Genomic DNA, 22,007 nt, shown 5'->3' with positions numbered 1-22,007 from the left:
GGACAGCGACGAGGGGCCCGGGCATGGACAAATTTGGCAAAAGCCAATCGGTGAAACGCGTCGAGGACACCCGGTTCCTGATCGGGCAGGGGCGCTACGTCGACGACATCACTCCGCAGGGTGCCTTGCACGGCTATGTCCTGCGGTCGCCGGTGGCGCATGCAGAGATCACGACGCTCGACGTCAGCGAGGCGCGGTCGGCCGAAGGGGTGCATCTGGTGCTCACGGCGCAGGACCTGCTGGACGCCGGTGTGCAGCTGGGTATCGGCGCGACCCTGGCCAGGAACCAGGACGGCACGCCGGGGGCCGCACCGGAACGCCCGGTGCTGGCACGCGGTCGGGTGCGCTTTGTCGGCGAGCCGGTGGCGATGATCTTTGCCGACACGCTGCAGCAGGCCCGGGATGCCGCCGAACTGATCGTGTTGGACTATGACGATCTGCCTGTGCATCTGGCGCTCGAGGTCGGCGGCGCGGCGATCCACCCCGAGGCCCCGCAGAACCGCGCCTTTGACTGGGCCATGGGCGACCGGGAGGCGACGGACAAGGCGTTTGAGGCAGCGGCGCGCACCGTCAGCCTCGAGGTGGGCGACAACCGGATCATCGTCAATTCGATGGAGCCGCGCGGCTGTTTCGCCGAATGGGACGGCACCCGGTTGCATCTGGCGTTCAACGGCCAGGGGGTCTGGGGGCTCAAGCAGAATCTGGTCGACATGCTGGGGCTCGCTGCGGACAACGTGCGCGTGACCAACCCGGACGTCGGCGGCGGTTTTGGCATGAAGGGCATGCCCTATCCCGAGTATTTTGTCTGCGCACAGGCGGCGCGGGTGCTGGGGCGTCCGGTGCGCTGGATGTCGGACCGTGGCGAAGCGATGCTGAGCGACAATGCCGGGCGCGATCTGGTGACGCGGGCCGAGCTGGCCTTTGACGCGCAACATCGCATCACCGGTTACCGGCTGAACACCGTGTGCAACCTCGGTGCCTACAACTCGAACTTCGCGCAGATGATCCAGACCATGCTGTTCTCCCGGGTACTGCCCGGGGTCTACGATATTCCGGCGATCTGGCTGCATGTCGACGGCATCTTTACCAACACCACCCAGGTCGACGCCTATCGCGGCGCAGGACGACCCGAGGCGATCTATGTGCTGGAGCGCATCATGGACCGCGCCGCGCGCGAACTGGACGTGGACCCGTGGGAGCTGCGCCGGATCAATTTCATCCGCCCCGAACAGTTCCCGTTCAAGACCGTCGTCGGCGAAACCTATGACGTGGGTGAATTTGCCCGGGTGCTGGACCACGCGGCCCGCAACGCTGATCTCGACGGCTATGCCGCGCGCAAGGCGGCCTCGGCCAGGGCGGGGCTGCTGCGCGGCCAGGGATTGTGTTACTATATCGAAAGCATTCTGGGGTCTCCTAGCGAAAATGTGCAGGTCACATTCGAAGAGGATGGCAGCGCGGTGATCTATGTCGGCACCCAATCCAACGGTCAGGGGCACGAAACGGTGTTTGCGCAGTTCCTGTCGGATCAGACTGGTATACCGGCCGATCGCATTCGCGTGGTGCAGGGCGACAGCGATCTGATCGCGGCGGGCGGCGGCACCGGCGGGTCCCGGTCGGTCACGGTGCAGACCAATGTGACGCTGGCCGCGGTCAATGACATCATCACAAGATTCTCTGAATTCCTGTCCGACGAGATGGGCGTTCCCGCTGCCGAGATCCGCTTTGACGATGAACGGTTCCGCGCCGAGGGGTCAAACCTGACACCCACCATGCTTGACGTCGCTGAAATGGCCCGCGCGGCCGGGCGACCGGATCTGCTCAGCCACAAGGCGACGGCGCAGCTGCCTGCGCGCTCCTACCCGAACGGGGCGCATGTCGCCGAGGTGGAAATTGATCCCGAGACTGGCGTGGTCACGGTGGCGCGGTATACTGTGGTCGATGACTTTGGTAATCTCATCAACCCGATGCTGGCCGAAGGTCAGGTGCACGGCGGTGTCGTGCAGGGTATCGGCCAGGCGCTGCAGGAACGGGTGGTCTATGATGAAACCGGGCAACTGCTCTCGGCAAGTTTCATGGACTACGCCATGCCACGGGCGGATGATGTGCCGATGATCGGCTTTGATACCGAACCGGTGCCATCGACGGCGAATCCGATGGGAATGAAGGGCTGTGGCGAGGCCGGGACCGTGGGCGCGCTCGCGGCCGTGGCGAACGCAGTACAGGATGCGCTTTGGGACCGGGGAATCCGGCAGGCCGACATGCCGTTTACCCCGGTGCGCGTATGGGAAATGTTGCAGGATGAGCAGATCGCGGCTGAGTGACAGGGTACTTGGGTGGCTGAGCAGGCGGTTTTCCTCGAGCCACTCGAACCTGTCTGTCGCGCGCGGCCCGCGCGACCATGTGATCATTCTGGACGGCACAATGTCGTCGCTGACACCGGGACAGGAAACCAACGTCGGCCTGACCTACGGGCTATTGCGTGAACAGGGGGGCGCGGTGTCGGTCTATTACGAGGCGGGTGTGCAGTGGCCCGACTGGGCCTCGACCCTGAACGTGATGACCGGACGCGGCATCAACCGGCAGATCCGGCGGGCCTACGGGTATCTGGCGTCGCGTTACCGGCCCGGCGACCGGATCTTTCTGATGGGGTATTCGCGGGGGGCCTATGCGGTGCGCTCGCTTGCGGGAATCATCGACCGTATCGGGCTGATCCGGCGGAACGATGCCACCGAAAGCAACATCCGCCAGATCTATCGCCTGTACCAGATTGATCCGGGCGGGGCCGCGGCGCAGGCGTTTGCCCGGCTCTACTGTCACCCGAAGACCGAGATCGAAATGGTCGGGGTGTGGGACACGGTCAAGGCTCTGGGCCTGCGGATGCCTTTGCTCTGGCGGTTGCAGCCCGACGCCCATGCGTTTCACAATCACACGCTGGGGCCGTCGGTGCGGCATGGCTATCATGCGCTGGCGCTGGACGAACGGCGCCGGGCCTATGCGCCGGTGCTGTGGGAATGCCCGCAGGATTGGCAGGGCACCGTCGAACAGGTGTGGTTTCCGGGAACCCATGGCGATATCGGCGGCCAGTTGGGCGGCTTTTCCGCCGCGCGCGGGCGTTCCAACATTCCGCTGGTCTGGATGCTGGGCAAGCTGGAAGCCCGCGGCGTTGCCCTGCCGCCGGACTGGCGCGAGCGATTCCGCTGTGATCCCGACGCGCCGTCGGTCGGAACCTGGAACGGTGTGGGCAAGCTTTTCCTGCTGCGTGCCGCCCGCGAAGTGGGGCGCGACCCGTCCGAACAACTGCACGAGTCGGTGCGTCCGGGCGAGGCGGAAAACATGGAGCCGGTTTTGTGAGGATTGGCAAGCGCTTTGTTCACAGTTACTTGACATGACTTTAAACTGTGGCGCCGCTACCTATCTACACTGCAGGCTCGCGGGAACGGAACCCCCGCGACACCTTCACTGTCCCTCGTTCCGCACTGGCGCCCAGGGTTTACCCTGGGCGCTTTTTTCTTTGGATTTTGCAGGGTAATCTGCGGACATGACCTATTCCGACCCTTTTCTCAAAGATATCCTGACGCGCACCAAGGTGATTGCCGTGGTCGGCGTGTCGATGAATCCGGTGCGGCCGTCCTATTATGTGGCCCGCTACCTGGGTCTGCGGGGCTATACGGTCATTCCGGTCAATCCCGGGCACACCGGACAGCGGCTGTTCGGGCAGGTGGTGCGGGCATCGCTGCGGGACATCTCCGAGCCGGTGGATATGGTGGACATCTTCAGGCGTTCCGAGGCGGTGCCGGAAATCGTGGACGAGGCACTGGCGGTCCTGCCGGGGCTGCGCACGATCTGGATGCAGATCGGGGTGCGCCACGCGGCTGCCGCGGCGCGGGCGGCGGCGCGGGGCGTGGATGTCGTGCAGGACCGGTGTCCGAAGATCGAATACCAGCGGTTGTTTGGCGAGCTGCGCAAGGGCGGTTTTTCGACCGGGGTGATTTCGTCTAAGCTGTGACGGCCTGCGGCGCTGTTCCGGCAGAGCCGGAAGGCGCCCCGCCCGCCGTCCCGTCACTGCTCCGGACGGGCGGCCTTTTCGCTCAGCCCGGATGTGCCCTGACGGCGGGCAAGTTCGGCCATGACGTCCGACAGCGGCACGTCGCGTGCGCGCAGCATCACCAGCAGGTGGAACAGCACGTCCGCGGCTTCGGAGGTGAGGCGGGCACGATCCCCCTTCACCGCTTCGATGATCGCTTCGATCGCCTCTTCGCCGAACTTTTCCGCACATTTTTCCGGACCCTTGGCCAACAGCTTGGCGGTCCAGCTGGTGTCGGGGTCCGCAGCGGCCCGCAGGGCGATGGTGGCGGCAAGCTCGTCCAGGGTCATGACAGACGCACCGGCACACCGGCGGCCTGCATGTGGGCCTTGGCCTCGGCGATCGTGTGGTCGCCGAAGTGGAAAATCGATGCTGCAAGCACCGCGCTGGCGCCGCCCAGGGTCACGCCTTCGACAAGGTGGTCGAGGGTGCCGACGCCGCCACTTGCGATGACCGGCACACTGACCGCATCGCTGATGGCGCGGGTCAGCGGCAGGTTGAAGCCCGCGCGGGTGCCGTCCCGGTCCATGGAGGTGAGCAGGATTTCCCCGGCGCCCTTGGCGGTTATGGTCATGGCGAAATCGACCGCATCGATGCCGGTGGCGCGGCGTCCGCCGTGGGTGAAGATTTCCCACTTGCCGGGGGCCACGGTCTTGGCGTCGATGGCGACAACGATACACTGGCTGCCGAACTGGTCGGCGGCCTGGGTCACGACGTCAGGGGTGGCCACAGCGGCCGAGTTGAAGCTGACCTTGTCCGCGCCTGCGAGCAGCAAGGCGCGGACATCGGCCACCGTCCGCACACCGCCGCCGACGGTGAGGGGGATGAAACACTGTTCCGCAGTGCGGGTGACCACGTCGAACATGGTGCCACGATTTTCGTGGGTGGCATGGATGTCGAGAAAACAGATCTCGTCGGCGCCGGCCGCGTCATAGGCCCGCGCAGCGTCGACCGGATCGCCGGCATCGCGCAGATCGACAAAGTTCACGCCCTTGACCACGCGGCCATCGGCGACATCCAGACAGGGAATGATACGGGTCTTGAGCATGGTCTCGCCCATGTGTTTTGCGTGTTGCGGCCTTTTAGGATGGAATGTCCGGTGATGCCAGAGGCGGGCGGCATTTCTGCGTCCGGAATGCGGACGCGGCCGAGTTTGACGGGACATGTGGTTTTGAGCGCACTGTTGCTGGCGCCGGTGGCGGCGTGCGCGACGGTGTTTGTGCTCGTGGACCGCGGCGCAGGTGCGGTATCGGTCGGCGCCTCGCAGCTGGTGGTTTTCGGCAACCCGAAACCGGGCACGCCTGCGAACACGGCCAGTCGGCTGGCCGCGTTGTATCTGCCGCTGATGATGCTGGTGTTCGGGGGTGCCGACGGTTCAGGCGGTTTTCAGCGCCGCAAGGGCGGCACCGAGGTCCAGCGCACCATCGTACAGCGCCCGCCCCGAAATCGCCCCCGCGATCACGCCGGTGTCGCGCAGAGCGGTGAGATCGCCGAGCGAGCTGACGCCACCCGAGGCGATCACGGGGATGTTCACGGCGCGGGCCAGTGCCTCGGTCGCGGTGATGTTGGGGCCCTGCATCGCGCCATCGCGGTTGATGTCGGTGTAGATGATCGCCGCGACCCCGGCGTCCTCGAAGGATTTCGCCAGGTCGGTCACCATCACATCGGTTTCCGTCGCCCAGCCCTTGGTCGCCACACGGCCGTTGCGGGCGTCAATGCCAACAGCGACCTGACCGGGAAAGGCGCGGGCGGCTTCACGCACGAGGGCGGGGTTTTCGACTGCGACGGTGCCGAGGATCACCCGGGCAAGCCCCTTGGCGAGCCAGGACTCGATTGTCGCCATGTCCCGGATGCCGCCGCCAAGCTGGGCCGGCACATCGCAGGTGGCGAGGATCGCCTCGACTGCCGCGGCATTTACCGGGGTGCCTGCAAAGGCGCCGTTCAGGTCGACGAGGTGCAGCCATTCGCAACCCGCCTGGACAAAGGCGCGGGCCTGGGCGGCGGGGTCGTCGCTGAAGACGGTGGATTTCTCCATGTCGCCGCGCAGCAGGCGGACGGCCTGACCATCCTTGAGATCAATGGCGGGGTAGAGGATCATCGCGGGCACCCTTGGTTCGGTTTTCGCCGGTTTGGCATGACGGCACGGCAGATGCAACGCGACCTCACGTCAGACTTGATTGCCCAACAGCTCGGCGGCACCGTTGCCGCAGACATTTCGGGAGGAGATGCAAGATGAAGAAACTGTGCGCGGCGGCCCTGGGGCTGGTGCTTTTGGGCGGCGCGGCCTGGGCGGATCCGGTTGAGGGGACGTGGAAGACCGAGCCGGATGACGGAGCCTACGCGATTGTCGGGATAAAACCCTGCGGGCCGAATTTCTGCGGCACCATCGACCGGACCTTCAATGACACCGGGGAATACAAGTCGCCCAATCTGGGCAAGACCCTGGTGATCGACATGGCGCCTCAGGGCAAGGGCAAGTACCAGGGCAAGGTCTGGCGCCCGTCCAACAACAAGGTCTACATGGGAAAAATGTTGCTGAATGGCAATTCGCTGCAACTGTCGGGCTGTGTGGCCGGCGGTCTGCTGTGTTCCAAGCAGACCTGGAACCGGGTTAAGTAAGCGCGACCGGACCTGCGTCGGACGAACCGGAGAGGCCGACACCTGGTGTCGGCCTTTTGCATGTTTGCCCGATTTGGGTGTCAGGGGGCCCAGGCCAGAAAGTTGGCGATCATGCGCAGCCCGTTTCCCGCCGATTTCTCGGGATGGAACTGCAGGCCCAGCATGTTGTCGCGCCCGACGATGGCGGTGATTTCTTCGGCATAGTCCACATGGGCGATGCGCTGGGCCATGTCCGCCATGCGGATCTGGTAGGAATGCACGAAATAGGCGTGGTCGCCGGTTGCGATCCCGGCCAGCACCGGATGCGGGTGATTCAGCACCAGATCGTTCCAGCCCATGTGCGGCACCTTGAACGACCGGTCCTTGGGCGCGATGTGCATCACTTCGCCGTCGATCCAGCCAAGGCCGTCGGTTTCGCGGTACTCATGCCCCTTGCGCGCCATCAGCTGCATGCCGACGCAGATGCCCAGGAAGGGGCGGGCCTTGACCTCGACCGCCTCGATCATCGCAGAGTAGAGGCCGCTGTCACCGCGCAGGGCGGCGGCGCAGGCCGGAAAAGCCCCGTCGCCGGGCAGCACGATACGGTCGGCCCTGGCCACGACGTCGGCGTCGGTGGTGACGATGACCGTTCCGGCGTCGGTCTCGGCCGCCATCCGCTCGAACGCCTTCTGGGCCGAGTGCAGGTTGCCGCTTTCATAATCGATGATTGCTGTGAGCATGGGGTGCTCCGGTCTGGAAATTTCGGTGCTGGCGCGGGGTTAAAGCGCGCCTTTGGTCGAGGGAATCGCCTTGGAGGTACGCGGATCGGTCTCGACCGCTTCGCGCAGGGCGCGGGCGACGGATTTGAATGTCGCCTCGGCGATGTGGTGGCTGTTGATCCCGTGCAGCATGTCGACGTGCAGGGTGATGCCGCCGTGGGTGCTGAGCGCCTGAAAGAATTCCCGCACCAGTTCGGTGTCGAAGGTGCCGATCTTGGCGGTCGGAATCGCCACGTTCCAGATGAGGTAGGGCCGTGCCGAAAGATCCAGGGCACAGCGCACCTGTGCGTCATCCATCGCCAGCAGGCAGGATCCGTAGCGGCGGATGCCGGTCTTGTCGCCCAGAGCCGTGCGCAGCGCCTGGCCAAGGGCGATGCCGGTGTCCTCGACAGTGTGGTGGTCGTCAATGTGCAGGTCGCCCGTCGCGCGGAGCGTCATGTCGATCAGCGAATGCCGCGCCAGCTGGTCCAGCATGTGGTCAAAGAAACCGACGCCGGTCTGATTGTCGTAGACGCCGGTGCCATCAAGGTTGATCTCGACGGAAATGTCGGTCTCGGCGGTGGCGCGGGTGACGGTGGCTCTGCGCATGGGGCTCTCCTGCCGTAAGCGTTCGGGGGGCTTATAGGCGGCGGGACCGACCGCGCCAAGGGGCGTGCGTTTTGCGATTGTGCGGGCGTGGTGCCTGTGCCAGCTTTCGGGGCAGTCAACAGGAGCGCTTTATGACCACCTGCGTCTTTGTCCAGATCCGCTGCACGCCCGGGACCACCTACGCGGTCGCCGAAGAAATCGCCCTGCGCGAGGTGCATTCAGAGTTGTACTCGACCAGCGGCGAATATGATCTGCTGGTCAAGCTGTATGTTCCCGAAGGCCAGGACGTGGGCCATTTCATCAACGAGAACATGACTGGCATCAAGGGGTTGGAGCGCACGCTGACCACGCTGACCTTCAAGGCGTTCTGAGCGGACGGCGCTACAGGTCCAGGGCGGGTTGCCGCGGCGGCCAGCTCAGTGGAGCCCCCATGCGGGTGGCAAGATCCGCCTCGTCCCGGCTGCGTGGCAGATACGAGATGAATTCGCTGCCGGTGCAGGCCGGAAGCCCCAGCGCCGCGATCAGGGGCGCATCGTAATGACCCGAGAGCAGCAGGATTCCCTCCGCGGCCAGATGGTCCCGGGTGCCGCGTCCCTTGTCCGAGCGGATGCGGCGCATGAAATCCTGCTGCCGGGCCACGGCTTCGACCACATCGCGGGTGATCGGGCGGCCCTGAATCTCGCGGAACAGCGTCGCCATGCGCTGGTTGCCGGTGCCGCCTGCAAAGATGCGTGTCACCGCCTCCGGCGGCACGGTGCGCCAGAAGTTCGCGGGATAGGGATGATTGCAGAGCAACCAGAGAATATGGGCAAAGCCCTCGGCTGAAACGGTTTTCTTGGCGTCCTTGTTCTGCCCGGCGGTCAGGTATTCGGGCCGGGCAACGATCAGTCCCAGATAACAGGCGGCGCGTGCCTCGTCGGCGGCGACCAGCAGGCAGGGGTGGCCGATCGCCTCGGTCGGGATCATCCAGTTGCTGCCCATGGTGTTCTTGATGTCGACATCCTGACCCAGGATTTCGGTATCGAGCCGCCCGCGCGGCAATTGAAGCAGGGCGCGCAGCTCGATTTCGACCCGGGTGCCGATATAGGTCTTTTCGGTTTTCTCGAGCTCGTCGTAAGACCGCCGCCCGGTCTTTGGCGTCATGATCACATCGTCGATGCAGCGGCGCAGCATGGTCGGGAAGGATTCGGCCAGCAGCCTGGGGCCGCCGGCGCGTCGGGTGATCTCGGCGCCGAGTTGGTCGAGCCGGGCAAGGTCCGGATGCCCGGGGAGGACACGGCTGTCGGGGAGGGTCCGTTTCATGCGGCGACCCGAGCGGTCAGGCGCCCACGGTCCGCAGCATCCGCTTGCGCAGGGTGCGCGCGATCTGGGCCGACACCGCCTGCGCCACCGGCGGCGGAAAGGCGTTGCCGACCTGACGGTAGGCGTTGGTCTTGGCGCCGGTAAAGTGCCAGTCGTCGGGAAAGCCCTGAATCCGGGCGACCATCGGCACGGTCAGGCGCGGCATGCCGTCGTGAAACGGATCCGGCGCCTCGGGTGCGATGGTACGCCCCTCGACCCCCAGCGTAGCCCAGGCGGCGCGGGCACGGGTGGGGCCCAGGTCGGGACCGCCGTGCTTCTTGGATCCGCCCACGATCGTGGGGGCAATCTCGTCGGCTCTGGCCGCCCAGTCCCTGGCACCGCGCCAGCCGCGGGCGGCCATCAGGTCACACAGGGTTTCGCCGACAGTCGGCGGGTTGTGCGGGTTGGGATCGGGCCATTCGAACAGATCGGCGCGGGATTTCTGGATCGCCACGATCACCACCCGCGGGCGCAGCTGCGGCACCCCATAGTCCGACGCGTTGAGCAGGCGCCAGTCGGCCCGGTATCCAAGCTTGTCGAGCTGGCCCTTGAGCTTTTCGCGGTAGTCGTGAAACACGGCGTCCAGAAAGCCGCGCACATTCTCGATCATCACCGCGCGCGGGCGGGCAACGTCGATGATGTCGATGGCATCGTTGAACAGGTTGCGCTCGTCCTTTTCGCCCAGTTGCTTGCCTGCGACCGAAAACGGCGGACAGGGCAGGCCGCCGGCCAGCAGGTCAAGCCCCTTGTAGGCAGCGGCCTGATCCTTGAACAGGCGCATGTCCTGTTCCAGCACGTTCCAGGCCGGGCGGTTGTGGCGCAGGGTGTTGCAGCAATGGTGGTCGATCTCGACCAGAGCGGTGTGATCGAATCCCGCCTTTTCCAGGCCAAGAGCCTGGCCGCCGGCGCCGGCGCAAAGTTCCACTGATGTCAGCATCTTGCCGGCCCTCTTTTTGCAGATACAACCCGTTGTGCGCGCCGTGCGCAACCCGCGAATGGCCGATCCGTGCGTGTTCCGTCTTCGTTCTAGCGGTCGGCGCGCCCTCGGGCAAGGGTGGTTTTCCGCGCGGCCCGCAAAAGCAAAGGCCGCCCCGAAGGGCGGCCTTGAATGCTGGTCCGACTGGAGCGGGCGAGGCGATTCGAACGCCCGACCCTAACCTTGGCAAGGTTATGCTCTACCCCTGAGCTACGCCCGCGCTTCAGTCGTTTACCGTCCCATTGGAGCGGGCGAGGCGATTCGAACGCCCGACCCTAACCTTGGCAAGGTTATGCTCTACCCCTGAGCTACGCCCGCTTACCGATGGGTGGGCTGGATTTAGTGCCATGTGCGGCGGGCTGCAAGAGGAAAATTGGCTCTTGCCGGGGAATTCTTCGCGCCCCGAAGCCGGGCACCGTTCCGGCAGACTTGCGCCATGCTGCCATGGTGCGTCCGGGCCGGAACCGGGCCGGGACTCACATCCCGGCCCGGTTCACGGCCGTCCGGTCTCACTCCAGTTCGATCAGCAGGTCCTTTGCGTCGATCTGGCCGCCTGCCTGTACATGCACCGCCTTGATCGTGGCGTTGCGTTCGGCGTGCAGGCCGGTTTCCATCTTCATCGCTTCGATCGTCAGCAGAAGATCGCCCTCCTTGACCTTTTTGCCGACCTGCGCGGCGACAGTGGCCACCACACCCGGCATCGGCGCACCGATATGGTTGGGGTGGCCGGGTTCGGCCTTGGGGCGCGCGGTCGACGACGCCTTGGCCTTGCGGTTGGGCACGCGGATGGTGCGCGGCTGGCCGTTGAGTTCAAAGAACACCCGTGCCTCGCCGTCCTCCTGGGTCTCGCCGATGGCCTGCAGGCGGATTTCCATGATCTTGCCGGGGTCGATTTCGGCGGTGATCTCCTCGCCCGGCTCCATGCCATAAAAGAAGGTCCGCGTCGGCAGCACCCGGACCGGGCCGTAGATGCGGTGACGGCCCATGTAGTCCAGGAACACCTTGGGGTACATCATGTAGCCCATCAGATCCTCGTCATCGACCTCCTTGCCTTCCATCTCCTTGATGACTTCGGCGCGGGTCTGTTCGATGTCGGCGGGGGGCACGCTTTTGCCGGGCCGTTCGGTGTTGGGCTTTTCACCTTTCAGCACCTTCTTGACGATTCCCTTGGGAAAGCCGCCCGGGGGTTGGCCGAGATTGCCGCGCATCATGTCGATCACCGAATCCGGGAAGCTGACGTCGCTCTTGGGGTCTTCGACCTGAGCCCGCGTCAGGCCCTGGCTGACCATCATCAGCGCCATGTCACCGACCACCTTGGACGAGGGCGTCACCTTGACGATGTCCCCGAACATCTGGTTGACGTCGGCATAGGTCTGGGCGACCTCGTGCCAGCGCTCTTCCAGACCCAGCGAGCGCGCCTGCGCCTTGAGGTTGGTGAACTGGCCGCCCGGCATCTCGTGCAGGTAGACCTCGGAGGCGGGGGCCTGCAGCGAGGATTCGAACGCGGCATACTGGCCGCGCACCGCTTCCCAGTAGTTCGATATTTCGCGGATCACCGACATGTCGAGCCCGGTGTCACGCTCGGTAAAGCGCAGCGCCTCGACGACGGAACCAAGCGTCGGCTGCGAGGTGTTGCCCGAGAGCGCATCCATCGCGGCATCGACCGCGTCGACACCGGCGGCCGCCGCCGCCATGATCGAGCCGATGGCCGCGCCGCTGGTGTCGTGGGTGTGGAAGTGGATCGGCAGGCCGACCTCTTCCTTCAGCGCCTTGACCAGCGGACCGGCGGCCGAAGGTTTCAGCAGGCCGGCCATGTCCTTGAGACCCAGGATATGAGAGCCTGCGGCCTTCAGTTCCTTGCCCATCTCGACATAATATTTCAGCGAATACTTGGCGCGGTCGGGGTCGAGGATGTCGCCGGTATAGCAGATCGACCCTTCGAGCACCTTGCCGGATTCCAGCACCGCATCCATTGCGACGCGCATGTTTTCGACCCAGTTGAGCGAGTCAAAGACCCGGAAGACATCGACACCGGACAGGGCGGCGCGGGCGACAAATGCCTGCACGACGTTGTCGGGGTAATTGGTGTACCCGACGCCGTTGGAGCCGCGCAGCAGCATCTGGGTCATGATGTTCGGCATTGCGTTGCGGATGTCGCGCAGGCGCTGCCAGGGGCATTCCTGCAGGAACCGGTAGGCCACGTCAAAGGTCGCGCCGCCCCAGCATTCGACCGAAAACAGGCCCGGCAGGTTGGCGGCATAGGCCGGCGCCACCTTGATCATGTCGATCGAGCGCATGCGGGTGGCGAGCAGCGACTGGTGACCGTCGCGCATGGTCGTGTCGGTGATCAGCAGCTGTTTCTGCGCCGCCATCCAGTCGGCCACGGCCTGGGGGCCCTTTTCATCCAGCAGGTTGCGGGTGCCATGGGCGGGGGACTCGGCGCGCAGATCCGGCGCGCGCGCGGGTTTCAGATCGGGATGCGGCCTGGCACGGCCCGCAACCTCGGGGTGGCCGTTCACGGTGATGTCGGCGATGTAGGTCAGCACCTTGGTGCCGCGGTCCCGGCGTTTCTTGAAGTGGAACAGCTCGGGCGTCTCGTCGATGAACTTGGTGTGGTACTGGTTGTTCAGGAACGTCGGATGCTTGAGCAGGTTCTCGACAAAGGCGATGTTGGTGCTGACCCCGCGGATGCGGAATTCGCGCAGGGCGCGGTCCATCCGGGCGATGGCCTTTTCCGGGGTCTGGGCGCTGGCGGTGATCTTGACCAGCAGCGAATCGTAATAGCGGGTGATGACGCCGCCTGCGTAGGCGGTGCCGCCGTCCAGGCGGATGCCCATGCCGGTGGCCGAGCGGTAGGCGGTCAGACGGCCATAGTCGGGAATGAAGTTGTTCTGCGGATCCTCGGTGGTGATCCGGGTCTGCAACGCGTGGCCGGTCAGGCGGATGTCATACTGGCTGGCCTTGCCGGTGGCCTCGGACAGCGACTTGCCTTCGGCAATCATGATCTGCGCCTGGACGATGTCGATACCGGTCACTTCTTCCGTCACCGTGTGTTCGACCTGGACCCGGGGGTTCACTTCGATGAAGTAGAACTTGCCGGTGTCCATATCCATCAGGAATTCGACGGTGCCGGCGCATTCATAGTTCACATGGGCACAGATCTTGCGGCCGAGCTCGCAGATTTCCTCGCGCTGCGCTTCGCTCAGATACGGGGCGGGCGCGCGTTCGACCACCTTCTGGTTGCGGCGCTGCACGGAACAGTCACGTTCGTACAGGTGATAGATGTGACCGTGGCTGTCGCCGAGGATCTGCACCTCGACGTGACGGGCACGCATGATCATCTTCTCGAGATAACCTTCGTCATTGCCAAAGGCCGCGGCGGCTTCGCGCCGGCCTTCCTTGACCTTCTCTTCCAGTTCCTTCTCGCCCATGATTGGACGCATGCCGCGACCGCCGCCGCCCCACGAGGCCTTGAGCATCAGCGGATAGCCGACCTCGGCCGCCTGTTTCCGGATCAGGTCCATGTCATCGCCCAGCACCTCGGTGGCGGGAATGACCGGCACGCCGGCCTCGATCGCGACACGCCGCGCGCTGGCCTTGTCGCCCAGCTGGCGCATGGTCTTGGCCTTGGGGCCGATAAAGGTGATCCCGGCCGCGTCGCAGGCATCGACAAAATCGGGGTTTTCCGACAGCAGGCCATAGCCCGGGTGGATGGCGTCGGCGCCCGAAGCCTTGGCGACGCGGATGATCTCGGGAATGCTCAGGTAGGCTGCGACCGGCCCCAGACCGGCCCCGATGCGATAGGCTTCGTCCGCCTTGAAGCGGTGCAGGCCCAACTTGTCCTCTTCGGCAAAGACCGCGACGGTCTTTTTGCCCATTTCATTGGCAGCACGCATGATGCGGATGGCAATCTCGCCACGGTTAGCGATGAGGATCTTTTTGAAGTCGGGCATGGAGTGGTCTTCCTGGGAATGAGGATTCGCATAACGTTACGTAAGAAGTCTGGGGTTCACAACTGGCCGGAACGGGTAGGTCGGGAGTGTCCGATCGGATGCCTGTATTTGCAGCACCATGTCTAATGCCGTGTCGCGCGGCCACGCAGATCCGTCGGACGCACGACCCCGAGCTGGCCCAGATTGGCCGCCATATCGCGGCTCAGGATGTCGATAAGATGGGCCGGACCGTCGGCGCCAAGTGCCGCAAGCGCATAGTGGAATGGCCGTCCGAGCATGACAAAATCCGCGCCCTGCGCGATGGCCCGCAGGATGTCCAGCCCGCCCTCGACGCCGCTGTCAAAAATCAGCGGCAGGCCGGTTGCGGCGCGGATGGCCGGCAGAACCTCGATGCTGGCGGGGGCGGCGTCGAACTGGCGACCGGCGTGATTTGACACCCAGATGGCATCGACGCCGGCCTGTTCCAGCCGCGGCGCGTCGTCGGCGTTCAGAACCCCCTTGACCACCAGCTTGCCCGCCCAGTGTGCGCGCAGCCAGTCAAGATAGTCCCAGTCCGGCGAGGTGCGCAGCAGATAACCGACGTGGGCAGTCGAATCCTTGGACCCGGTGTCGCTGGAGTAGGCATCCAGCGTGCGCATGTGCGGCATTCCCAACCGGGCGGTGCCAAGCGCCCAGGCCGGCCGTTGTGCGACCTGCGCCAGCAGGCGCGGGGTCAGGCGGGGCGGCTGCGTCAGCCCCGAGCGCAACTGGCGTTCCCGACGCGAGGCGACGGGCACGTCGACGGTCAGGATCAGGGTCGAAAACCCCGACCCGGCGGCACGGCGCAGCATGTCGGCGCGAATCTCCGGATCGCGCGGCGGATATAGCTGGAACCAGCCCCGGCCACCCGTCAGCGGCCCGATGACTTCGGGCGTCTGCGTGGCGACGGTCGACAGGCCATAGGGGATGCCAGCCCGGGCAGCGGCAGTCGCCAGCAGACGCTCGGCGTCGGGCCAGATCAGCCCGGACATGCCCAGCGGCGCGATGCCCACGGGCAGCGGGTGAGAGTCGCCCAGAAGGGTGGTGGTGAGGTCCGAAACGATCTCGCCGTGCAGGATGCTGGGCAGGAAGGTCAGCCGGTCCAGAGCCGCGCGGTTGCGTCGCAGCGTCGCCTCTGATCCGGTGGCACTGTCGAGGTATTCCCAGACGAAATGCGGGATGCGCCGTCGCGCGCGGGCGCGCAGGTCGGCGATGGCGGGGTATCGGGCATTGCGATCCATGGCGGCATATGGATGTGTGGATTCCGGAATGTCCAGACAGCGGACACGGGTTTCTGCGACCGTGGCGCGCGGGCACGGGTCCGCCCGGCAGGCCGCGGCACACTCTGCCGACGTCGTCTCGGGGTGGATTTCTGTGAACGTGTGCGGAACATTGCCTGAACATCCCTTTATCTCGGCCGCAGGCCGCGCTATCTTGGGCAGATGAGCAGTTTCGATGAAATGGACGCCTTCGAAGGCGCATCGCTGTCCGCGCGCGCCATGGCCGCCCGGCCGGCCCCCTATCTGGACGAACTGAACCCGGCGCAGCGGCAGGCGGTTGAAACGCTGGACGGCCCGGTTCTGATGCTGGCCGGTGCCGGGACGGGCAAGACCAAGGCGCTGACCGCGCGCATCGTGCATCTGCTCAACACCGGGCGGGCCCGCCCGAACGAGATTCTCGCCGTGACCTTCACCAACAAGGCGGCGCGCGAGATGAAGACCCGCGTCGGCCGGCTGCTGGGGGAAACCGTCGAGGGCATGCCCTGGCTGGGCACGTTCCATTCGATCTGCGTCAAGCTGTTGCGGCGGCATGCGGAACTGGTTGGGCTGAAGTCGAATTTCACCATTCTGGACACTGACGACCAGATCCGCCTGCTCAAGCAGCTGGTCGCGGCCGAGGGCATCGACGACAAGCGCTGGCCGGCGCGGATGCTGGCCAACATCATCGACGGCTGGAAGAACCGCGCGTTGACACCCGACAAGGTGCCCGCCGCGGATGCCGGGGCGTACAACGACAAGGGTCCGAAGCTCTATGCCGCCTATCAGGCGCGGCTGCGTGAACTCAACGCGGTCGATTTCGGCGATCTGCTGCTGCATGTGGTGGTGATCTTTCAGCAGCACGGCGATGTGCTGGAACAGTACCAGCGCTGGTTCCGCTACATTCTGGTGGACGAATACCAGGACACCAACGTGGCGCAGTATCTCTGGCTGCGGTTGCTGGCGGCGTCGCACAAGAACATCTGCTGCGTTGGCGACGACGACCAGTCGATCTATGGCTGGCGCGGGGCAGAGGTCGGCAACATCCTGCGGTTCGAAAAGGATTTTCCCGGTGCCCATGTGGTCCGGCTCGAGCAGAATTACCGCTCGACCCCGCATATCCTCAAGGCGGCCGGCGGCGTGATCCGCGGCAACAAGGGCCGCCTTGGCAAGGAACTGTGGACCGAGGTGCCGGACGGCGAGAAAGTCCGGCTGATCGGTCACTGGGACGGCGAGGAAGAGGCGCGCTGGATCGGCGAAGAGGTCGAATCGATGCAATCCGGCACCCGCGGGATGCGCGGCATGTCGCTGGACGAGATGGCGATCCTGGTGCGGGCCAGCCATCAGATGCGCGCCTTCGAGGACCGGTTCCTGACCATCGGACTGCCCTACCGGGTGATCGGCGGGCCGCGGTTCTATGAACGGTTGGAGATCCGCGACGCCATGGCCTATTTTCGGCTGGTGGTGTCGCCCGACGACGATCTGGCATTCGAGCGGGTGGTGAACACGCCCAAGCGCGGATTGGGCGACAAGGCGCAGCAGACCATTCAGGTGGCGGCCCGCGCGGCAGGCGTCTCTCTGGTCGAGGGCGCACGTCTGGCCGTGGATCAGGGGCTGATCAAGGGCAAGGGCGGCACAGAACTGCGCAAGCTGGTCGACGGGCTGGCGCGCTGGCACGGCAAGCTGCGCGGACCGCTGCGGGCGGTGGGGCTGGGCGAGGACGATGTGCTCGACGATGGCGCCGAGGGGCCGCAATACGAATACGGTCCGCCCGAAATCAGCCATATGGAACTGGCCGAGATCATACTGGACGAAAGCGGCTACACCGGCATGTGGCAAAACGACAAGACCCCCGAGGCGCCGGGGCGGCTGGAAAACCTCAAGGAACTGGTCAAGGCGCTGGAAGGCTTTGAGAACCTTCAGGGGTTTCTGGAACACGTCAGCCTGATCATGGACAATTCGACCGACGATGCCGGGGAAAAGATTTCGATCATGACGCTGCACGCCGCCAAGGGGCTGGAGTTTCCGGCAGTGTTCCTGCCCGGCTGGGAGGACGGGCTGTTTCCGTCGCAGCGCTCGATGGATGAAAGCGGCGTCAAGGGGTTGGAAGAGGAGCGGCGGCTGGCCTATGTCGGCATCACCCGCGCCGAACAGCTGTGCACGATCTCCTTTGCCGCCAATCGCCGCGTCTATGGCCAGTGGCAGTCGGCGCTGCCGTCGCGGTTTATCGACGAGTTGCCCGAGGAACATGTGGATGTGCTGACCCCGCCGGGACTATACGGCGGCGGCTACGGCGCGGCGGGCATGGGCAGCCCGTCGTCAGGCGTCGAGAAGCGGGCGATGGAGGCAAACGTCTACAACTCGCCGGGCTGGAAACGGTTGCAGGAGCGCGCGGCGCAGCGCCCGGTGAGCCAGCCCAGGGAAAGCCGCAACACGGTGATCGACCTGAATGCGGTGTCGTCCTATGTGATGGGCGAGCGGGTGTTCCACCAGAAATTCGGCTACGGCGCCATCGTCGGGATCGAGGGCGACAAGCTCGAGATCGCCTTCGAGAAGTCGGGGACCAAGAAGGTCGTCGCCCGCTTCATCTGTGCCGCGGATGATGTGCCGTTCTGAACCCGGCCGGGATCTCAGGACGGTTTCGGCGGCGCGTGCAACGGCGGTTCCACCCGCGTCCGCAGCAGCGGAGGCGGCACCAGACGCGACCAGCGCGGGGCGGTGTCGCGCGGCAGGAGGGCGCGCAGCTGCTCCAGTGACAGGTGGCCCGACAACAGCGATCGGTAGAGGTGAAAAATCCCGGGGCGGGAATAGGGCGACCAGTGGCAGATGCGCCGGGCCGCAGGTCTGATCGGATAGCCATGCTGCCGCAATGCCCGCAACGCGCCTGGGTGATCCAGTTGCAGCGTCACCAGATTGCGGGCCGACAGGCTGCCGTGACCCAGCATCCGGTCTCCCGGTCGCGGCGGTGGCATCAGGGCTTCCATCAGACCGTCGAACAGATCATTTTCGCGGCTGGTGACGTTGAGGATTTCCGCTGACGTGCCCGCCGGGCTGTTCAGTGCAGCCCGGGCGGTGGTGCAGAACTCTGCCGCCGCCAGCAGCAGCAGCCTGTTGACCGTGCCGGGTCCGGACTGCGCCAGTGCCGACAACGCCACGCGGCATCCGAGCGAATGCGCGATGATGTGCAGCGGCCGCGTCGGGGCGATTCGGTGCAGCGCCGCGACCAGACGGGCAAGGGCCGTGCCCGCCGCCCCCGCTGACCGGGCCGCCTGCCAGATCGACCCGCGTGCGGACCAGCCGAACGCCAGCGCCAGACCTTCGTTTGCTTCCCCCCGCCCGAACCCCAGATGCTGCGGCCAGCTGATGGCGCCATCGCTGCCGCATCCCCCCGAGAGCGATAGCAGGCTGCCGTGCGGACAGTGCGTCGGATGGCCCGGCTGGTATCGGTAGCCGTGCACCATCACCACGATCGGTCCGCCGCCGCAGGATGGCAAGGACAGCGCCCGGACCAGAGCGGGTTGCAGCGCGGCGCTGGACCCGTGCAGCCGGGGGCACAGCGCGTCATCGGCGGTGATCTGCAAGAGGGGCATGTCTCGACAACTCTCTACATCTTGGGGAGAGGCGTTTTCATGACGCTAAGCCGCGTCCGTGAACGGCCTGTTACGCGACCGTGACGGTCTTGACCGGGGCACGGCGCGGTCCTAAAAGCGGCCTGTGGCGATTTGTTACCGGATTGCGGGCCACTCGGGGGGCAGGCGACGACGCGTCAGCCCATCCCCGGAAAACATGCCGCTAAAGAGGTCAGACGACGAGGGAGCCCCCTTGCGCTTGGCCGCAACGGGGTTTTTTTGTGGGCGCGGGCCCGGGAGACAGGACAATGAAGAAACGCACGCAACTGGTGCACGGTGGATCGAAACGCAGCCAGTGGGGCGAGCTGAGCGAGGCAATCTTTCTCACCCAGGGGTTTGCCTACGACAGCGCAGAACAGGCCGAAGGCCGGTTCATCGAGGCCGGACCGGACGAATACATCTACGCCCGCTACGGCAACCCGACGGTGCGGATGTTCGAAGAGCGCATCGCCCTGCTGGAAGGCGCCGAGGACGGCTTTGCCACCGCGTCCGGCATGGCGGCGGTCAACGGTGCACTGGTGTCGATGCTGAAGGCCGGTGACCATGTGGTGTCGGCCCGGGCGCTTTTCGGCTCGTGTCTGTACATCCTCGAGACGATCCTGCCGCGGTTTGGCGTCGAGGTGACCTTTGTCGACGGCGCCGATCTGGAGCAGTGGCGGGCAGCGGTGCGGCCGGACACCAAGGCGGTGTTCTTTGAATCGATGTCCAACCCGACGCTGGAACTGGTTGATATCGAAGGTGTCGCCAGGATCGCCCATGCGCAGGGCGCTCTGGTGCTGGTCGACAACGTGTTTTCCACGCCGGTCTATTCCGATGCCCTCGCGCAGGGCGCGGATGTGGTGATTTATTCGGCGACCAAACACATCGACGGCCAGGGCCGGGTGCTGGGCGGGGTGATCCTCGGCTCCAGAGAGTTCATCCGCAAGACGGTCGAACCCTACATGAAACACACCGGCGGCTCGATGAGCCCGTTCACCGCCTGGGTACTGCTCAAGGGGCTGGAAACCATCGACCTGCGGGTGCGGGCACAGACCGACAGTGCGCTGGACATCGCCACGGCGCTTGTCGGCAAGCCGGGCGTGGTCCAGGTGATCTATCCCGGGCTCGAGAGCCATCCGCAACATGCCCTGATGCTGCGGCAGATGGGCAAGGGCGGCACCATGCTGGCCATTGACCTGGAAGGCGGCAAGGCGGCGGCGTTCCGGTTCCTGAACGCGCTTGAGGTCGTGCTGATCTCGAACAACCTGGGCGACGCCAAATCCATTGCCACCCATCCGGCAACCACGACGCACCAGCGACTGGCCCCGGAGTTGCGCGAATCGCTGGGCATCACCGAAGGATTGATCCGCCTGTCCGTGGGCATTGAAGACCCCGAGGATCTGGTGGCGGATGTGTTGCAGGCGCTGGCGGCGATCTAGCGGCGGCAACCAGCGAAACCAATGCGTCACAGCCGATTTCCGGCACGTTTCCAGTCCCGCGGCCCGGCGCGGGCCGCGGACGCGTGCTGACGCGAATCCGGTGTTTTGGGTCGCGGTGAGGTCTATGGCAGAGGCATCCCATCGTATTAGGATGCGGAAATGGAAATCCTGCACTGTATCGCCTATATAAGCAGGGAACGCCGCGGCGAGGGGACCCTCTGATGAACATTCACACGCCCGAGATCGACCGCAAGCCCAGCCGCGAAGATGCGGCTGCGGCACTGGAGCTGTTGCGCCAGTGGGCCGGCAAGGCGCAGGACAGTGAAATCGAGGCTCTGGACCCCGTGCTGTCGCGTCTGGTGCCCGGCGCGCCCGTGGATGCCTATCCGGCGATGTCGCGGCAATATCCCGGCGTGTTCGTCGCGACCCCGGACTACAAGGACACGCTTCCCGATCTTCAGAACGGCCCCTCTGCCCTCATCAAGGGCGCGCACCGGGCGATCCAGCATGTCGGTATCTCGAATTTCCGCCTGCCGCTGCAATACCATACCCGTGACAAGGGTGACCTGACGCTGGAAACCAGTGTGACCGGTACGGTCAGCCTCGAGGCTGACAAGAAGGGCATCAACATGTCCCGGATCATGCGGTCGTTTTACAAACATGCCGAGCGCACCTTCAGCTTCGAGGTGATCGAGGCGGCGCTGGACGATTACAAATCCGACCTCGGCTCGTTCGATGCCCGCATCAACATGCGGCTGTCCTTTCCGGTGCGCCTCGACAGCCTGCGCTCCGGTCTGTCCGGGTATCAGTATTACGACATCGCGCTGGAACTGGTCGAGACTGCCGGCGTGCGCCGCAAGATCATGCACCTGGACTATATCTACAGCTCGACCTGCCCGTGCTCGCTTGAACTGTCCGAACATGCCCGCCGCACGCGCGGCCAGTTGGCGACGCCGCATTCGCAACGTTCGGTGGCGCGGATCTCGGTCGAGGTGACCGGCGGTGACTGCCTGTGGTTCGAAGATCTGATCGACATGTGCCGCCGTGCCGTGCCGACGGAAACACAGGTCATGGTCAAACGCGAGGATGAACAGGCGTTTGCCGAACTCAACGCCGCGAATCCGATCTTTGTCGAAGACGCGGCCCGGCTGTTTGCCGAGCAACTGCAACAGGATGCGCGCGTGGGTGACTACCGCGTTCTGGCCTCGCACCAGGAGAGCCTGCACAGCCACGATGCGGTGTCTGTGCTGACCGAAGGCAGCACATTCGCGGCCGATTCTCTGGATCCAAAGCTGTTTTCAACGCTGTTCCATGTCGGCTGACATGTGGCGCGGCTGACGCGGTGATCCAGGTCTTTGCGCGGCGGC

18 protein-coding genes and 2 tRNA genes are annotated in these 22,007 nt (G+C 65.1%); 8 read left to right on the top strand and 12 right to left on the bottom strand.

Going from position 1 to position 22,007, the window contains the following annotated elements:
• Positions 1-23 precede the first annotated feature (23 nt).
• From FOY53_RS08075 to FOY53_RS08065, 3 genes are all read left to right on the top strand, one after another.
• Positions 24-2,321 (top strand): xanthine dehydrogenase family protein molybdopterin-binding subunit, encoded by a 2,298-nt coding sequence (locus tag FOY53_RS08075; protein ID WP_146587563.1) that lies wholly within the window; start codon positions 24-26, stop codon positions 2,319-2,321.
• Positions 2,299-3,351 (top strand): T6SS phospholipase effector Tle1-like catalytic domain-containing protein, encoded by a 1,053-nt coding sequence (locus FOY53_RS08070; protein ID WP_146587561.1) that lies wholly within the window; start codon positions 2,299-2,301, stop codon positions 3,349-3,351. Before FOY53_RS08075 ends, FOY53_RS08070 begins: the two co-directional genes overlap by 23 nt.
• Positions 3,352-3,538: 187 nt before the next feature.
• The gene (locus FOY53_RS08065; RefSeq protein ID WP_146587559.1) at positions 3,539-4,006 is read left to right on the top strand and encodes a CoA-binding protein; all 468 of its coding nucleotides are present in this window, start codon (positions 3,539-3,541) and stop codon (positions 4,004-4,006) included.
• Positions 4,007-4,059: 53 nt separating this feature from the next.
• Here the strand turns inward: FOY53_RS08065 and FOY53_RS08060 are convergent, their stop codons facing one another.
• The 3 genes from FOY53_RS08060 to hisA form a co-directional block, all read right to left on the bottom strand.
• On the bottom strand, positions 4,060-4,374 hold the full coding sequence (locus FOY53_RS08060) for a phosphoribosyl-ATP diphosphatase (protein WP_146587557.1): 315 nt from the start codon (positions 4,372-4,374) through the stop codon (positions 4,060-4,062).
• Positions 4,371-5,132: an imidazole glycerol phosphate synthase subunit HisF gene (gene hisF, locus FOY53_RS08055; RefSeq protein ID WP_146587722.1), complete on the bottom strand. Its 762-nt coding sequence runs from the start codon at positions 5,130-5,132 to the stop codon at positions 4,371-4,373. The genes FOY53_RS08060 and hisF overlap by 4 nt, the downstream gene beginning before the upstream one ends.
• A 327-nt stretch (positions 5,133-5,459) precedes the next feature.
• Positions 5,460-6,182: a 1-(5-phosphoribosyl)-5-[(5-phosphoribosylamino)methylideneamino]imidazole-4-carboxamide isomerase gene (gene hisA / locus FOY53_RS08050; protein WP_146587555.1), complete on the bottom strand. Its 723-nt coding sequence runs from the start codon at positions 6,180-6,182 to the stop codon at positions 5,460-5,462.
• 134 nt (positions 6,183-6,316) lie between these two features.
• Here hisA and FOY53_RS08045 point away from each other — a divergent pair, with 134 nt between their 5' ends.
• A complete protein-coding gene (locus tag FOY53_RS08045) occupies positions 6,317-6,703 on the top strand; it encodes a DUF2147 domain-containing protein (RefSeq protein ID WP_146587553.1) in 387 nt (128 codons plus the stop codon).
• Positions 6,704-6,783: 80 nt separating this feature from the next.
• Here the strand turns inward: FOY53_RS08045 and hisH are convergent, their stop codons facing one another.
• Together hisH and hisB are read right to left on the bottom strand one after the other, a co-directional pair.
• Positions 6,784-7,422 carry an imidazole glycerol phosphate synthase subunit HisH gene (gene hisH, locus FOY53_RS08040; RefSeq protein ID WP_146587551.1) on the bottom strand — a complete coding sequence of 213 codons (639 nt, stop codon included), beginning with the start codon at positions 7,420-7,422 and terminating at the stop codon, positions 6,784-6,786.
• A 39-nt stretch (positions 7,423-7,461) separates the two neighbouring features.
• Positions 7,462-8,049 (bottom strand): imidazoleglycerol-phosphate dehydratase HisB, encoded by a 588-nt coding sequence (gene hisB, locus FOY53_RS08035; RefSeq protein ID WP_146587549.1) that lies wholly within the window; start codon positions 8,047-8,049, stop codon positions 7,462-7,464.
• A 131-nt stretch (positions 8,050-8,180) separates the two neighbouring features.
• Here hisB and FOY53_RS08030 point away from each other — a divergent pair, with 131 nt between their 5' ends.
• Positions 8,181-8,420 (top strand): Lrp/AsnC family transcriptional regulator, encoded by a 240-nt coding sequence (locus FOY53_RS08030; RefSeq protein WP_146587547.1) that lies wholly within the window; start codon positions 8,181-8,183, stop codon positions 8,418-8,420.
• A gap of 10 nt (positions 8,421-8,430) precedes the next feature.
• Here the strand turns inward: FOY53_RS08030 and FOY53_RS08025 are convergent, their stop codons facing one another.
• From FOY53_RS08025 to FOY53_RS08000, 6 genes are all read right to left on the bottom strand, one after another.
• On the bottom strand, positions 8,431-9,351 hold the full coding sequence (locus tag FOY53_RS08025; protein ID WP_146587545.1) for a NaeI family type II restriction endonuclease: 921 nt from the start codon (positions 9,349-9,351) through the stop codon (positions 8,431-8,433).
• Positions 9,352-9,367: 16 nt separating this feature from the next.
• Positions 9,368-10,327, bottom strand: coding sequence for a DNA cytosine methyltransferase (locus FOY53_RS08020; protein WP_146587543.1), 960 nt, complete (start codon positions 10,325-10,327; stop codon positions 9,368-9,370).
• 184 nt (positions 10,328-10,511) lie between these two features.
• Positions 10,512-10,586: transfer RNA gene (locus FOY53_RS08015), tRNA-Gly, on the bottom strand.
• Between the two features lie 23 nt (positions 10,587-10,609).
• Positions 10,610-10,684, bottom strand: a tRNA-Gly gene (locus FOY53_RS08010).
• Between the two features lie 191 nt (positions 10,685-10,875).
• Complete coding sequence (locus FOY53_RS08005) at positions 10,876-14,319, bottom strand: pyruvate carboxylase (RefSeq protein ID WP_146587541.1); 3,444 nt, start codon at positions 14,317-14,319, stop codon at positions 10,876-10,878.
• Positions 14,320-14,441: 122 nt separating this feature from the next.
• A complete protein-coding gene (locus tag FOY53_RS08000) occupies positions 14,442-15,578 on the bottom strand; it encodes an alpha-hydroxy acid oxidase (RefSeq protein ID WP_146587539.1) in 1,137 nt (378 codons plus the stop codon).
• 201 nt (positions 15,579-15,779) lie between these two features.
• On the opposite strand from FOY53_RS08000, the gene FOY53_RS07995 reads away from it, so the two are divergent.
• On the top strand, positions 15,780-18,209 hold the full coding sequence (locus FOY53_RS07995; protein WP_146587536.1) for an ATP-dependent helicase: 2,430 nt from the start codon (positions 15,780-15,782) through the stop codon (positions 18,207-18,209).
• A gap of 14 nt (positions 18,210-18,223) precedes the next feature.
• Here the strand turns inward: FOY53_RS07995 and FOY53_RS07990 are convergent, their stop codons facing one another.
• A complete protein-coding gene (locus FOY53_RS07990) occupies positions 18,224-19,183 on the bottom strand; it encodes an alpha/beta hydrolase (RefSeq protein WP_146587534.1) in 960 nt (319 codons plus the stop codon).
• 287 nt (positions 19,184-19,470) lie between these two features.
• On the opposite strand from FOY53_RS07990, the gene metZ reads away from it, so the two are divergent.
• Together metZ and folE2 are read left to right on the top strand one after the other, a co-directional pair.
• A complete protein-coding gene (gene metZ / locus FOY53_RS07985; protein WP_146587532.1) occupies positions 19,471-20,640 on the top strand; it encodes an O-succinylhomoserine sulfhydrylase in 1,170 nt (389 codons plus the stop codon).
• Between the two features lie 221 nt (positions 20,641-20,861).
• Positions 20,862-21,962, top strand: a complete 1,101-nt coding sequence (gene folE2, locus FOY53_RS07980) for a GTP cyclohydrolase FolE2 (RefSeq protein WP_146587530.1) — start codon at positions 20,862-20,864, stop codon at positions 21,960-21,962.
• The last annotated feature ends 45 nt before the right edge of the window (positions 21,963-22,007 follow it).

Source organism: Puniceibacterium confluentis, assembly GCF_007923445.1.
In the GTDB taxonomy this organism is placed as follows: Bacteria; Pseudomonadota; Alphaproteobacteria; order Rhodobacterales; family Rhodobacteraceae; genus Puniceibacterium; species Puniceibacterium confluentis.
The sequence above is the reverse complement of the archived record's forward strand: the minus strand, read 5'-3'. Positions and strand labels throughout refer to the sequence as shown.

What these genes read in the sequence shown, in the direction of transcription:
- FOY53_RS08075 (WP_146587563.1), top strand. Translation starts at nt 24, where the DNA reads ATGGACAAATTTGGCAAAAGCCAATCGGTGAAACGCGTCGAGGACACC.
- FOY53_RS08070 (WP_146587561.1), top strand. Translation starts at nt 2,299, where the DNA reads ATGAGCAGATCGCGGCTGAGTGACAGGGTACTTGGGTGGCTGAGCAGG.
- FOY53_RS08065 (WP_146587559.1), top strand. Translation starts at nt 3,539, where the DNA reads ATGACCTATTCCGACCCTTTTCTCAAAGATATCCTGACGCGCACCAAG.
- FOY53_RS08060 (WP_146587557.1), bottom strand. Translation starts at nt 4,374, where the DNA reads ATGACCCTGGACGAGCTTGCCGCCACCATCGCCCTGCGGGCCGCTGCG.
- hisF (WP_146587722.1), bottom strand. Translation starts at nt 5,132, where the DNA reads ATGCTCAAGACCCGTATCATTCCCTGTCTGGATGTCGCCGATGGCCGC.
- hisA (WP_146587555.1), bottom strand. Translation starts at nt 6,182, where the DNA reads ATGATCCTCTACCCCGCCATTGATCTCAAGGATGGTCAGGCCGTCCGC.
- FOY53_RS08045 (WP_146587553.1), top strand. Translation starts at nt 6,317, where the DNA reads ATGAAGAAACTGTGCGCGGCGGCCCTGGGGCTGGTGCTTTTGGGCGGC.
- hisH (WP_146587551.1), bottom strand. Translation starts at nt 7,422, where the DNA reads ATGCTCACAGCAATCATCGATTATGAAAGCGGCAACCTGCACTCGGCC.
- hisB (WP_146587549.1), bottom strand. Translation starts at nt 8,049, where the DNA reads ATGCGCAGAGCCACCGTCACCCGCGCCACCGCCGAGACCGACATTTCC.
- FOY53_RS08030 (WP_146587547.1), top strand. Translation starts at nt 8,181, where the DNA reads ATGACCACCTGCGTCTTTGTCCAGATCCGCTGCACGCCCGGGACCACC.
- FOY53_RS08025 (WP_146587545.1), bottom strand. Translation starts at nt 9,351, where the DNA reads ATGAAACGGACCCTCCCCGACAGCCGTGTCCTCCCCGGGCATCCGGAC.
- FOY53_RS08020 (WP_146587543.1), bottom strand. Translation starts at nt 10,327, where the DNA reads ATGCTGACATCAGTGGAACTTTGCGCCGGCGCCGGCGGCCAGGCTCTT.
- FOY53_RS08005 (WP_146587541.1), bottom strand. Translation starts at nt 14,319, where the DNA reads ATGCCCGACTTCAAAAAGATCCTCATCGCTAACCGTGGCGAGATTGCC.
- FOY53_RS08000 (WP_146587539.1), bottom strand. Translation starts at nt 15,578, where the DNA reads ATGGATCGCAATGCCCGATACCCCGCCATCGCCGACCTGCGCGCCCGC.
- FOY53_RS07995 (WP_146587536.1), top strand. Translation starts at nt 15,780, where the DNA reads ATGAGCAGTTTCGATGAAATGGACGCCTTCGAAGGCGCATCGCTGTCC.
- FOY53_RS07990 (WP_146587534.1), bottom strand. Translation starts at nt 19,183, where the DNA reads ATGCCCCTCTTGCAGATCACCGCCGATGACGCGCTGTGCCCCCGGCTG.
- metZ (WP_146587532.1), top strand. Translation starts at nt 19,471, where the DNA reads ATGAAGAAACGCACGCAACTGGTGCACGGTGGATCGAAACGCAGCCAG.
- folE2 (WP_146587530.1), top strand. Translation starts at nt 20,862, where the DNA reads ATGAACATTCACACGCCCGAGATCGACCGCAAGCCCAGCCGCGAAGAT.